Origin of the sequence: Bradyrhizobium sp. 157 (assembly GCF_023073815.1) — a bacterium.
Taxonomy (GTDB): Bacteria; Pseudomonadota; Alphaproteobacteria; order Rhizobiales; family Xanthobacteraceae; genus Bradyrhizobium.
Genome location: NZ_JADPKF010000009.1, coordinates 1 through 11,623, shown reverse-complemented (window position 1 = coordinate 11,623; position 11,623 = coordinate 1). Strand labels below are relative to the sequence as shown.

General features: G+C 56.4%; 10 protein-coding genes and 1 pseudogene. 1 reads left to right on the top strand and 10 read right to left on the bottom strand.

Features of this window, described 5'->3' with window-relative positions; genetic code table 11:
* The 3 genes from IVA95_RS01270 to IVA95_RS01260 all read right to left on the bottom strand — a co-directional run.
* Nucleotides 1-462, bottom strand: a 462-nt coding sequence (locus tag IVA95_RS01270) for an IS110 family transposase (protein WP_247508845.1), incomplete at its 3' end; no start/stop codon positions are given.
* Nucleotides 463-593: 131 nt separating this feature from the next.
* Entirely contained in the window at nt 594-1,112 is a 519-nt protein-coding gene (locus tag IVA95_RS01265) for a GNAT family N-acetyltransferase (RefSeq protein ID WP_247508844.1), read from the bottom strand.
* Nucleotides 1,113-1,316: 204 nt separating this feature from the next.
* Nucleotides 1,317-1,979, bottom strand: coding sequence for an SOS response-associated peptidase family protein (locus IVA95_RS01260; protein ID WP_247508843.1), 663 nt, complete (start codon nt 1,977-1,979; stop codon nt 1,317-1,319).
* Nucleotides 1,980-2,113: 134 nt separating this feature from the next.
* Here IVA95_RS01260 and IVA95_RS01255 point away from each other — a divergent pair, with 134 nt between their 5' ends.
* Nucleotides 2,114-2,356, top strand: coding sequence for a hypothetical protein (locus tag IVA95_RS01255; protein WP_247508842.1), 243 nt, complete (start codon nt 2,114-2,116; stop codon nt 2,354-2,356).
* 142 nt (nt 2,357-2,498) lie between these two features.
* Here IVA95_RS01255 and IVA95_RS01250 read toward each other — a convergent pair whose 3' ends face one another.
* The 7 genes and pseudogenes from IVA95_RS01250 to IVA95_RS01220 form a co-directional block, all read right to left on the bottom strand.
* Nucleotides 2,499-2,936 (bottom strand): hypothetical protein, encoded by a 438-nt coding sequence (locus IVA95_RS01250; protein ID WP_247508841.1) that lies wholly within the window; start codon nt 2,934-2,936, stop codon nt 2,499-2,501.
* A 1,034-nt stretch (nt 2,937-3,970) separates the two neighbouring features.
* A complete protein-coding gene (locus IVA95_RS01245; protein WP_247508840.1) occupies nt 3,971-4,606 on the bottom strand; it encodes a hypothetical protein in 636 nt (211 codons plus the stop codon).
* A 677-nt stretch (nt 4,607-5,283) separates the two neighbouring features.
* Complete coding sequence (locus IVA95_RS01240; protein ID WP_247508839.1) at nt 5,284-7,764, bottom strand: NB-ARC domain-containing protein; 2,481 nt, start codon at nt 7,762-7,764, stop codon at nt 5,284-5,286.
* Between the two features lie 993 nt (nt 7,765-8,757).
* Nucleotides 8,758-9,219 (bottom strand): nuclear transport factor 2 family protein, encoded by a 462-nt coding sequence (locus IVA95_RS01235; RefSeq protein ID WP_247508846.1) that lies wholly within the window; start codon nt 9,217-9,219, stop codon nt 8,758-8,760.
* 108 nt (nt 9,220-9,327) lie between these two features.
* Nucleotides 9,328-10,131, bottom strand: coding sequence for an SDR family oxidoreductase (locus IVA95_RS01230; protein ID WP_247508838.1), 804 nt, complete (start codon nt 10,129-10,131; stop codon nt 9,328-9,330).
* Between the two features lie 35 nt (nt 10,132-10,166).
* A complete protein-coding gene (locus tag IVA95_RS01225; protein ID WP_247508837.1) occupies nt 10,167-10,580 on the bottom strand; it encodes a heme-binding protein in 414 nt (137 codons plus the stop codon).
* Nucleotides 10,581-11,381: 801 nt separating this feature from the next.
* A pseudogene (locus IVA95_RS01220) lies at nt 11,382-11,623 on the bottom strand (IS110 family transposase); the annotation flags it as partial.

Sequence of the window (11,623 nt, the reverse complement as noted above, 5' to 3'; positions counted from 1 at the left end):
GATGCCCCGCTCCAGCAGGAACGCACGGATCTGATTGATGACGCCGGTACGCTGACCGACCAATCGATAGCGGACGCGGTGCAGTGCCTGAAGGTCGAGCTGTTCGGCGGTCTTGGTCGCGACGAACTTCATCGTCGGGCGTTGGACAGCCTCGGCGATGGCTTCCGCATCTCGGAAGTCATTCTTCTGTCCCTTCGAATACGGGCGCACGTACTTCGCCGGCATCAGGCGGGCGTCGTGGCCAAGCATCTGGAGTTTGCGGCTGAGATGATGGGCGCCTACGCAGGCCTCCATACCGATCAAGCACGGCGGCAGGTTGGCGAGCCGCGTTTCCACTTGGCCGCGTGACCACTTCTGCCGCAGCACGATGGCACCGCGGTGATCATGACCCACGATGTGGAGCGAGTTTTTGCCAATATCGATGCCGATCACGGCGATCGCTGCGTTGATTTTCTGAGACATGGCGTGCTCCTTGTCTTGAGCGCCCCTTGCCAGCTTCTCGTGCTGGCAGGGCCGGAGCACGGCCGGACCATCCCATTAGCGGACGTTCTTGATGCTGCGATCCGCAGGAACAGCTTCACCATCGTCGCAGGTCAGGCAACTGGATGCCGAAGGTCTGTTTCCATAACATAGTTTTCGTAAGCCTTATCAGCGATCACAAAATGCGTGGAGCCGATCTTATTGAAGCCATGCCGAAGATAGAAGTCGATCGCTCGGCTATTTTCGGCATTGACCTTCAGCCAAGCGTTTTCGCCTCCATGTCCCCTGCAGTGATCCAAGGCACGATGCAACAGCGCGACGCCTCGTCCATTCGACTGGTGCCTGGGTTGAACATACAGGGTCATGATTTCCAGCGGTGAACAATTGGCGAGTGGGGGCGTGGCCGTTGAACAAACTGCCACGAAACCATCAATTCCCATCCGGTTTTCTGATACCCAGATTGCCAGATTGGGATCGCCGATCGAGTTTCGAAACTTCTGCGCTGTGAATTCTGAAAGAACATAGTCCGCGAATATTGGACTGATTCCATCTCGGAGATACGTGTTCAACCAGACTTCTATGCTCAACGCAGCCAAACTAGACGCGTCTCGTTTTTCAGCCTTCCTGATCATGCCTACTCACATCGTTGCATCAGGCTTCATTATCAGCGAGACCGCTATAATATCAGAGCACATGTGGCAACGACGCAAAGGTGCGCGATCGGCCCTTCGATTTCGATACTCTTGAGGTCCGTTGTTGGCACGTTTCGGACGTAGCTCGGCTTCCGAGTTCAGTCTGTAATGCGCAGCAAAGCGGACATTGACTGGTCCTTCTGATCATGCCGCCCCGCGATCTTCCTTCTCCGCACCGCGCATCACAATCTTGAGCGCGTCATCTGGCAACGGTTGCTGCAGCGCCTTCGCCTCACCCCATGGCGCGCGCATCCAAACGTCCCGTTCCTCGTCGGTCGTCAGGATCACCGGCATCGCCTTGGGATGGATTGGCTCGACGATGGCGTTCGGCGACGTGGTGAGAAAGCCGTAGACGTGATGCGGCCCCGGAATTGGCTTCGATTTCGTGCCGCGATCGCCTTTGAACTCGGTCCAGATACCAGCAAAGCAGGTCAGCGGCCGATCGTCATTGATCGCGAACCAGACGACGTCCTTTTTCTTGGTCTCGGGGTTCGTCTCGGGTGCATACTCAGCGAAGCTGTTGAACGGCACTAGGCAGCGGCCTTCCGGCTTCAGCCAAGTCCGCCAATGCGGCGAGGAGGTATTGCGGATATTAGTCACGGGCGGCCCGCCAGTACGTGGGGGTGGTGGCATGCCCCAGCGCATCAGGACCAACTCGCGTTCGGTGCCCGCATTGCGAACGACCGGCGCCGGATAATCGGGAAACACGCCCGGCATTGTCGGCAGGTTGCCGACATAGCGGTTCATGATGCGGAAGAGCGCACGGATGGCTTCTTGGTTTGTTGTGATGGAATAGAGATTGCACATGGGATCGGAAGCTTCTCATAAAAGGCGATGAAATGGAGATTTAGTTGCTTAATGATTTTGGATGATGGTTCGACTTCCAATCAACGAGATCAAGAGCCATTCTGAGGGGGCGCATCATTCCAAGGTCTCGCGGCATGTTCCCGACGATCATCGGCTTAGCAGCCGTCGGCGGCATCATCGCGGCGACGGAGCTCGGGCCAATCCTCGTCGGTTGCTCCATCAAGGGCAACATCAGCAAGAACACGGGCGAGCGCATCTATCACTCACCGGGGCAGGAGTATTACGCTCAAACTCGGATTAACTGGTTCTCAGGCGAGCGATGGTTTTGTTCCGAGGCAGATGCGCGGGCGGGAGGCTGGCGGAAGTCCCGAAGTTAGGTTGTGCAGTCTGGGTCCGCTTTGGAGGCGAAAGCAGACACGCGCTGATCACGAAGAAACTTCGCCTTTTGACCCAACTCGGACCCTCCCCGGTGTTGGGGACAGCCGAGCGTTTGTTGGAGCCGGAACCGCGTATGGGTTCTCAGGCAGGTATCAGATTGATGACTCGCATGATAGCGGCGCGATTCCCTATGTTCTCGGTGTCTTCCGGCTCCCCTTTGACACAGGTCCATACGTCGTTTTTCTTGACCGTGAACGCATGACCATCGCGATGATCTATCCGCATTTCACCATCGAGGCAGAGGCAAACCATGTCGTTTCGCATGGCGTCACTCTTTTCCGTTGCTTTCGGCTGTGAGACCACGTCAACGACCTTAATTCGCTTATAGGCTGGGAGTACCGAGTCGCGTCCGTGCATCACTTCGCGCTCGCTTACCTCCACTACCCGGACACCCGGGGCGATCTCCTTGCCTTCATCGGTCCGGTAAGGCTGAGCCACCGTTGGATCGGCTGCAACAAGGGCAGTGCCCGCTGTCGCGACACCGAGCATAAGAGCAGATCGCCGGTTGATTTCACCCATGGTCTCCTCCCAACTTGGTTCGTTGACCGCCCACGAAACGCGGGCGGCATTGAGCATTCGATGCCCGATCGGAGACGCTGTCAAAGCCGATTTGAAAACAGAACTCAGGTCCTGCTTTCAAAGACACGTGAGGATGGCGGAGGAGACACTGAAAGGCGGCCCGATGCATGACGTTGGGACGACACACATCGGGCCTTGCCACAACGGGTTCACCCACCCGAATGGCTCAACAAAGCCTACAGTCCTTCAGTGGAGTCGAGAACTCCGTGGTAGTACGGACGGGCTGCTGACTGCCATCGCCAAATGGCTGCAGGAGCGCCTGTCGAGTCCGTACAGGAGTCAGACCGGCTCCACGCGGGTGGACAGCATCGGAGGCAGAAACGCACCAGCGGACTCCGTAGCGGCTCCTAAAGGTATTGCCGATGACCAGCCAACAAGCGCCACGTCAGTTACTCCAGGAGTTCCTTGAACCGCGCGATGATAGCTTCGGCCCCACGGCGCTGAATTTCGCCAACGATGAACTGACCATTCGTTGTCGCCGTGGTCCTCTCTGATTCCGGCAGATCACAAGTAAGCCCACCGACTGGGGCTACCCGTGCATAGTTGTCGTTAATGGGGACTAAGCGGACCTGTGCGTCCATGTCGACGATGTCGCTTTCTGGACCCAAACGGACATCGCCTCACGCCGTCCGCCCTCCGTGTCCGGCTATTTAACTTTGAAATACTTGCGGTGCCGACACTGCTTGACATTTAATACTACTGAGATGCATCTCTGGTGCTATCCCCTGAGCCGGCATGGTGTCTCCTACCGGCAAGTTACCCATGGCAAAAGGCAAAGTTGCTGAGTTCGCATTCGCCTTCATCACGTTCGCCAACAGGCGCGTGGCTTCTCCGGTCGTTGGGGCGCTGGAAGGCCTACGGGCCGGCGCAGCAGGAGAAGCCCTCGATGAGCGCGCCGGTCGCCGAACGCCTCGCGCTCCTTGACTAACGCGCTCATGGCCAACCGCACGGTATGGGAACTACCCCTGCAAGGATCACTCCTCCGAGGTCACGCGGATTTCGGATTGGACGAGTCTACATCCCTTTGCTTCGGCGCAGCGGTCCATGGGGACAACAAGCATCTCCCCTAACCTGCGTTGCTTCTCTCCTCGGGAAAAAGGGGGTGCCAACTGGTCGGCTCGTCTCCGAATCTCACTTTCCAAAGCGGCTCGCTGGTCAAGAGTAAGAGCCTTCCCAGTAGTCATCAAAAGCAAACCAACTAGGTCATGCCGTCGTGAGTCCAAATCCAGAATGATGAGCCCGAAAGGACCATCGGGGATGCTCACCCGCTCAAAAATGCACTCATAGCTGTTCTGGCAAATCGAATATTGCTTTAATTTCACATACCTCATGCTGCATTCCGGAGGCGTCTCCAAACGAACGACGCAGACCGCCAGATCCGGTGGCGCATCTTTGTTCAGAATGGGAATGTCCGTCGGACCGCGGCCCGCGCCAAGGCCTGGAATACCGTCCCAAGGTTTCCCGTTGGCTTTCGTGTGGTCGGCCGCCACGGTGATCCTGATTGGTTTCCCTTCACCGGCAAGGCAGTGGACGGGGAACACCAAGATGAGCAAGACGGCCCACAAAGATCGCATCCGATGGGTTTTTCCTGACACGGAGTCGCGATTCATGATCCTTCTCCGTTAGGGGAAGACCGGGCGTTATCAACACCGTTGAGTCCGTTCAGCTTACCGGTTTCCCCGGGGAATGAAATGCGACAGTTCTGAGTCCAAGAGTGCTTTCAAGGAAAATCGCGGCGGGTGCTATGCTGCAAAATTCCCCGCTGTCGACCGTGTACAAGTCGGCCGATCACGAGCGCCGGGCCTTCTACAACTCTTGAGCAATGGGGCTAGGAGTTCTCATTCGACGCGAGCAGCTCGCGACGCCCTTGATCTGCCCTTTTTGCCAGTGGCAGGACTGGGCGCGCATTGGACAGGATCGAGTATTTGCAACACATGGAGAAGAGGCCGCCTTGATCACATGGACCATGTTGCCCGCCCTAATCGTGCGTCGCGGACTAGTCAGAATGAGCTTGAGCGTGGTCTCTCTCGGGTCTCCTTTCGCAGGCAGAGCTGACGTGATTTGCTTGCTGCGAGCATTACGGCTCGTGGCACTTTTCGGACCTGACAGGCCGGACTGACGAAGTCTGTTTATAGGGGCAAAGCAGCCCTCGCCGATGCGGGCGTCGACTTCCGAAAATGACCCGAAGCGGACATCCACGTGATCCGCACGCCATCGTAACAAGGCCGGAAAACTCTAGCTTTCGGCGATCCAAAGAATGCTCTCAGCCCAAACCAGAAGACACTACTTATAAATTTCTCTCTTTTGGAGATTTCTTCAACTTCGATACTGGAGTGGGATCAATCGCATCAAGGACTCGTTTAGCCGCGATCAAATCGCTGGTTTGAAATCCCTCAGTAAAGCGATTGTACAATCTGCTTAGATTTGTTCGCGCTTCGTCTATGCTCCCCTGGCTTATCTTCAGATTTGCGAGGCTGGTAGAAGTTCGAAGTTGCCATGAGAGGGCCGATTGCCGTTCGGCTAAATCTAGCGAGTTTCTCAGACAGACTTCCGCTTCAGCCAAATTACCAATCTTCACCAAAATTGCGCCCTTAACGCGCAGGAATTCGGGCGACTCTGCCGAGCCGCCATTGGAATTCACAATCGCGATCGTTTCATCGACGACGGAGAGTGCCTCTTCCAGGCGACCGGCGTGTTCTAGGCCTTCGGCCAAGTACAAGCTTAGGCCAGGTGCATACATCTCATATCGATCGGCTCTCAGCTTTAGTAATGCAGTATGCAGCAGCTCAATGCCGCGATCGATTTCCCCGCCATGGATAAGCACGGCTCCCTTAATGCCGTGGCCTATGTTAATGTGCGGCTCTAGAGAGTATTTTCGTGCAAACTTGATCAGCCGTTCCGCGCGTTCGTTGACCGCATCCCAATCGCCAATCCACCCTAAGACGGATGAACCCCATATGTTCACGATGCTTACGGGCACGGGGCTCTTGACGTTAATTGCTTCAAGATCGGCTTTCCTGGCAGCTTCTACGGCCTGATCTGGATAGCCCATTATCCAAAGTACGCGGCTCAAGCCGATCCGCGGAACGCGACTTGCGTTGAATGCGCTCGTGTCTTGGACTTGTGATGGAGGCGGTTGCCAAATTTCCAGGTACGAACGCGCTTTGATCTGATCTCCAACGAGGTGGTGAGAATTGCTGAGTAGCCTATGCGCTGCCGACAGTCCGACCGGATCTCCGATTTCATCGGCAACGGCTTTGGCTCGCTCAGCCAACACGAGAGTTTCGTGAAATCGTCCTGTTCGAAGCCTAAACATATGCAAATCGCTCAACAGCCGGAACTGGTAGAATCGATTGTTTAGAGCCTCCGCCAGTTGAAGCGCTCTTGTGAGGGCCGCCAGCGCAGTGTTGCTGTTGCCCCTTGTGAACATCACCGAATGGCCATAGGCCGCCTGAAGCTCCATCTCACATTGTAAGCCCCGCGCTTCTTCGGTCAGGACCGATAGTGCTTGCTCGGTCCAACGACAGCACTCACTTAGGAGAGAAAAGGTTATGAAGACAGGGGCTGATGCTGCAGCGAGCACGACGCCGACAGCCGCGTCACCACTGTCTGAGAAGCAATGCTCCAGCGCTGCACGGATGTTGCCGAGATCGCCGATCACGATATCGTCACCTGGCGAATAGCCGGTTACAGCCCTGTTCGCTTGAGTGCGTTGTAGTCGATTGAGCCAATAGCTCGAGTGGCGCAACTTAATAGCTGTCAGTTCGGTCGTGTCCTCGAGCTTCGCACTGGCATACGCTCGCGTCGTATCGAGCAGCCTGTAGCGGATCGAGCCTTCGAGGAGCATCGATGTAGAAACGAGAGATTTTGAGACGAGTTGCTCCAACGCGTTGGTCACCCTGACCAAGTCCAAAGTATCGTCCGCTGCGACTGCTTGGGCGGCATCGAGAGTAAAAGAGCCTGTAAAAACCGAGAGCCGGCGGAGCACGGTCTGTTCGCTGCTTTCGATGAGGTTGTAGCTCCAATCAAGCATAGCCGTCATTGTCTGATGCCGGGGCTGTGCGGTTCGTCTCCCGCGCCACGACAGTTTCATCCGTTGTCCCAACAGCTCTGCCGTCTCACGCAGCCCGTGACTGCCAATTCGGACGGCGGCAAGCTCGATCGCCAAGGCAATTCCGTCGAGTCCCTGGCAGATTTCAGCAATAACCGGAGCATCGCGATTATCTACTTCAAAGAGGTGATTACTTGCGGTCGCTCGCTCGATCAGGAGGTGAGCTGCCGGAAATGACAAAGTCTGCTCAACCGTCAGCTCCTCACCTTCTGGTGGGCTTTCAAGTGGAGAAAGCTGATGGACATGCTCGCCCTCTATTCTAAGAGCCTCTCGGCTGGTCGCGATGATGTTGACGCTTAGCGCCTCCTGAATGATGCGCTCTGTCAGATTTGCTATCGGATCAATCATATGCTCGCAGCTATCGAGGATAAGCAGCATCCTGCGATCGCGGAGAAAATTGACGACGGCCGAACTTGTGTCTGTCGATTGAACGGGTATGCTCAGCGCCGATACGAGGGCGCCAGGAATCGAATTGGGATCGTGGATCACACCCAGATCAATGAATGACACTGCATTGTCGAACTTGGGGAGAAGAGCATGCGCTAACGCGGTGGCGGTTGTAGTTTTTCCGATGCCGCCGGGACCGTGAATTGTTATGAGTCGCCGATCTCTTATGTCTTCCGACAGCCGTTGAATGACTTCGGTGCGTCCGATCATTCTCGGTAGCAATGGTGGAAGCCGTCCGTAGAGATCGGAAGTTTGCGGCAATGAGACAGGGGGTGACGGGGGCGCTGGCCGGTTCGTGATTGGGGCGACGAAGCAGTATCCTCGTCCCGGAATATTTACAATGTAACGCCCGCTTGTGCTCCGATCGCCGAGTGCCTTGCGTAACGACGTCATATGAACGCGCAGGCTGCTCTCGTCGACCGTAGTATTTGGCCATACCTTTGATATTAGCTCGTTCTTCTCTACGACATCGCCGGCGTGCCCGACCAACACTATAAGGATGTCGAGGGCCCGACTGCCCAACGAAACTGGGTTTCCTTCCTTCTCGAGCAATCGCTTGGTTGGCAAGAGTCGAAATGGACCGAAATCAATTCCTTGCTCAGGTCGGGGGGAGGGATTCGTCATGCGCTCTTTTTCTCGGTGCGAGTGAGCCGTTGGCATGCATTGGCTGCAACGCCTTGCTACGGAGGACAATCGCTTCTTGTCGGGGACCTTCTGGTGGGGTTGGAAGGATGCGAGCTACTTTCTCCGAGGCGCGGCCAGGATGACAGCGAAACGGCTGTCGACTGCTTGCTGTCGGGCAGTGATGGAAATTACGGTATGGATTGCCAATTGAATAGCAGACTTAATAACAAATAGACCGGAGTAATAGGTATTGCTCGAATGTGACACCGTGCCGCGTTCGGTGGTACGGCGCGCTGCGCACATGGTCAATCGTTCGTGCTTATTGCTTGAGCACACGGGACTAGCTTGCCAGCGACGTGGGTCAACGTCTTGTGCACGAGCACGGGCCTAGCCGCCTTCGTCCTCCTAAATGTTAGTTTGCAGAAGGGGAGCTGGCGCTAGTTGTGGTTGTAGGAAGCCAACGACCTCGCTAAGCGTTTGCGAGATCGCTGTTTCCGGCCCGGATGGTACGGTGCCATCGGCGTTAAGGTCGCTTCGACCCGTCCTAGATGCGCTGGTGGACGGGTCGCCGATTAATAGCTAACGCACTGCGCTCTGAACCGGTTGGACTCTTTGCCAAAGGTTGTTGAAGGCGACGCTGTCGAAAAATGCGACCGCCTTCTTCACCTGGCCGTCCTTGACATCGAGGAACCAGGCATAGGTGTTCTCGTAGGGCTGCCCGTCGCTAGCCGTTCCTTTGGCATCGAACAGAATAATGACCGTCTCGCCCTCGGCGTAGATGCTTCGGATTGTCGGCTTCAGGCCAACGCTCATGCGAGCGTTAAACGGTCTGATAACCTCGCTCATGAATGCCTCGCGACTGCTGTATGTTTTCGAAGCCAGCGAGTTTCCAGTAATGGTCCATGTTGCATCGTCAGCAAGTATCTCATACGGACTTCCGGTTCCGGAAGCCCATGCTTTGAACCGTTGCTCGACGAGAGCCTTATTTTCGATCTCCCTACTGGTATTCCGAGTTTCGGCGAGTGCGGCGTTTGCGGCCATGGTTGCGAGAAATCCGACTGTTGCGATGACATGTTGCGTCAGCATGATGTTGCTCCTTCAGTTTCGTTGGTTTGCGGTGCTTTGCGATTGAGGATGTGAGTAGGGCCTTCAGATCTGATTTTCCCATGCCGCGAGCTGGTGTGCCTTCAGCATGTCTTCGACAGCCTTTGGGACCACATTGCGGAACTTGCCCACGTCTGAAGGGACGATTTCGATCATGCGTCCGATCATCTCGCGAGCGTCGAGGTGACCATCGGGGGCGGAGAGGAAGCCGTCGAACTCCTTGCGCAGGTCCTCGCGTCGGGTGACGTGCCTGCTGTCATCGAGCCAACGGAATGGCGCGTCGGCCATTGTCTCATTGTAACCGGTGTAATAGGCACCTGGATTAATAGTCTGCACCTTGATGCCGTGCGGTCTGAGCTCTTGTTGCAGGGCTTCTGCTACAGATTCCAGGGCATGCTTGGTGGAGACATAGACGCCCCAGTTAGCCGGCGTGAAAAGGCCGCCCATCGACGAAGTGAAGACGATCTTTCCCTTCTTCCTAGCGTCGATCCATTTGCGTACAAACCCTTGCGTAAGCTGCAGCGGCAGGAAGACGTTGACTTCGTAGTTCCTGCGCACGAGGTCCAGCGGCATCTCAAAAACAGGACCGGCTTCGCCCATCCCGGCGTTGTTCCAGAGAACATCGACGTCGAATGTCTGAGCATGCGCAAGGTCGTAAGGGTCCGTCAGGTCGAGTCGCTCGACGCGAAAGTTGTTCAAGCCAATTGCCCTGGCCTCTTCACGCAACGGAGTCACCTGCGAGGCGACGTGAACCGTTGCGATGATGTTGTAGCCATCCTTGGCCAGACCAATCGCAGCGCCTTTTCCAAAGCCCGAGCCTGCGCCGGTAATGAGGATAGTTTTAGTCATATGTCGCTCCTTCCGTAGACGATGTGAGGTTGGTTTCAGTTACGTTCAGTTTCGAAGGCGGCGTGGGCCGCCTGTGCGACTTCAACATCCTGGGATACGCTTCCGCCGGAGATGCCCAGGGCTCCGACAATCGATTGATCGGCTGCGCGTAGTGGGATTCCGCCACCGAACGTGGCAAGGCCGCCATTGGTCAGCTGCAGGCCCTGGGCAGGTGCGCCTGGCTTGCAGTACTCCCAGACGTCTTCGCTATTCGCCTGGAACAGTACGGCGGTGGAGGCTTTACGGATTGCGATGTCGACCGATGCCAGGACAGCACCATCCATCCGGTGAAACGCTTTGAGATGAGCGCCTCCATCAAGAACGGCGACGACGACTGAAAGGCCCAGTTCACGCGCCTTGGCTTCTGCACGATCAAGAATGACATGGGCTTGATGCGAACTGAGTGTCAAAACAGCATCCTCCTTTAAGGTGCGAGGTTGGAATGCCTGGAATGATCGAGCATTAGAACGGAGATGACGAGTTCAATGCTGCAAAGCCGTGCTAATCGTTGTTAACTGGGTGGGAGACTTCAAGCAGCACCAAAGTGACTGGCAAGATGAGTCACCCCTGCGTGGAGAAGCCGACTGGCCATGCCGACGGAGCACACGGAGGGCGGACACGTTGCGTTTGCCCAAGCAGATGAGGTGATCGAAGGAAGCGACCACTTCCGCTACTGGCACAAATACGAAGTGCCGACCGGATCGGAAAATGTCTGCTTATCGGGGGTAGACCGGAAGTGATCGGCGCATAGTCAGAATAACGAGATTGACCCAATGTATGGTCCGGCCGTGCGGTGCAAGAAGATTTCGACGATCCGGTAGATGCGGTCTTGCATCAATGTATCCGGCCTCTGCTTGGAGCGCAGTGCTCCGGGCCATCATGGATATCAGCGCGCATGTGATCTGGTTAGCGGACAGGCCTCGACCGGGCCATTTGGGTCACCAGTGTTCGCATGCGCCGGGAAGACCGATTCTCCATCGTCGTCTCATCTTCTCGCAGACCTCGGCGGGTAAGGGGTGTTGTTACGTCATCGATAGCTCCTCACTTCGCGCTGTTCCTTTGTTTGTGCCTGGCGGTCGTTCCTTCGTCCCGGCCTGCGCGCGCAGACGCGCCGCGCGCAAGGGGTCGTCAAGGCCGGCCGTCGTGCTTTCCTGACGTCTTGCTCTCTGCTGCCAGGCTGCGCCTTGACGGCCCCGCGCACGGCGCGAGGGTCAAGCAGGTTGGGACGCTGTCTCCTCCGTCTTGACGCTCGCGAAGGCGCGTCCCTTGTTGAGGACCGCCCAGGCAATTCGGGCGAGTTTGTTAGCGAGCGCAATCGCCAGCACGTTGTGATGCAATCGTTTCTTGGCGGCTCGGATCCAAGAGTTGAGGCCATAGCGCTCCCAACACCTGATCTTGACCAGCACAACCCAAGCGGCTTGCACGAACAGCGCGCGCAGGTAGCGATTGCCGC

What these genes read in the sequence shown, in the direction of transcription:
- IVA95_RS01250 (WP_247508841.1), bottom strand. Translation starts at nt 2,936, where the DNA reads ATGGGTGAAATCAACCGGCGATCTGCTCTTATGCTCGGTGTCGCGACA.
- IVA95_RS01260 (WP_247508843.1), bottom strand. Translation starts at nt 1,979, where the DNA reads ATGTGCAATCTCTATTCCATCACAACAAACCAAGAAGCCATCCGTGCG.
- IVA95_RS01255 (WP_247508842.1), top strand. Translation starts at nt 2,114, where the DNA reads ATGTTCCCGACGATCATCGGCTTAGCAGCCGTCGGCGGCATCATCGCG.
- IVA95_RS01240 (WP_247508839.1), bottom strand. Translation starts at nt 7,764, where the DNA reads ATGATCGGACGCACCGAAGTCATTCAACGGCTGTCGGAAGACATAAGA.
- IVA95_RS01230 (WP_247508838.1), bottom strand. Translation starts at nt 10,131, where the DNA reads ATGACTAAAACTATCCTCATTACCGGCGCAGGCTCGGGCTTTGGAAAA.
- IVA95_RS01235 (WP_247508846.1), bottom strand. Translation starts at nt 9,219, where the DNA reads ATGGCCGCAAACGCCGCACTCGCCGAAACTCGGAATACCAGTAGGGAG.
- IVA95_RS01265 (WP_247508844.1), bottom strand. Translation starts at nt 1,112, where the DNA reads ATGATCAGGAAGGCTGAAAAACGAGACGCGTCTAGTTTGGCTGCGTTG.
- IVA95_RS01245 (WP_247508840.1), bottom strand. Translation starts at nt 4,606, where the DNA reads ATGAATCGCGACTCCGTGTCAGGAAAAACCCATCGGATGCGATCTTTG.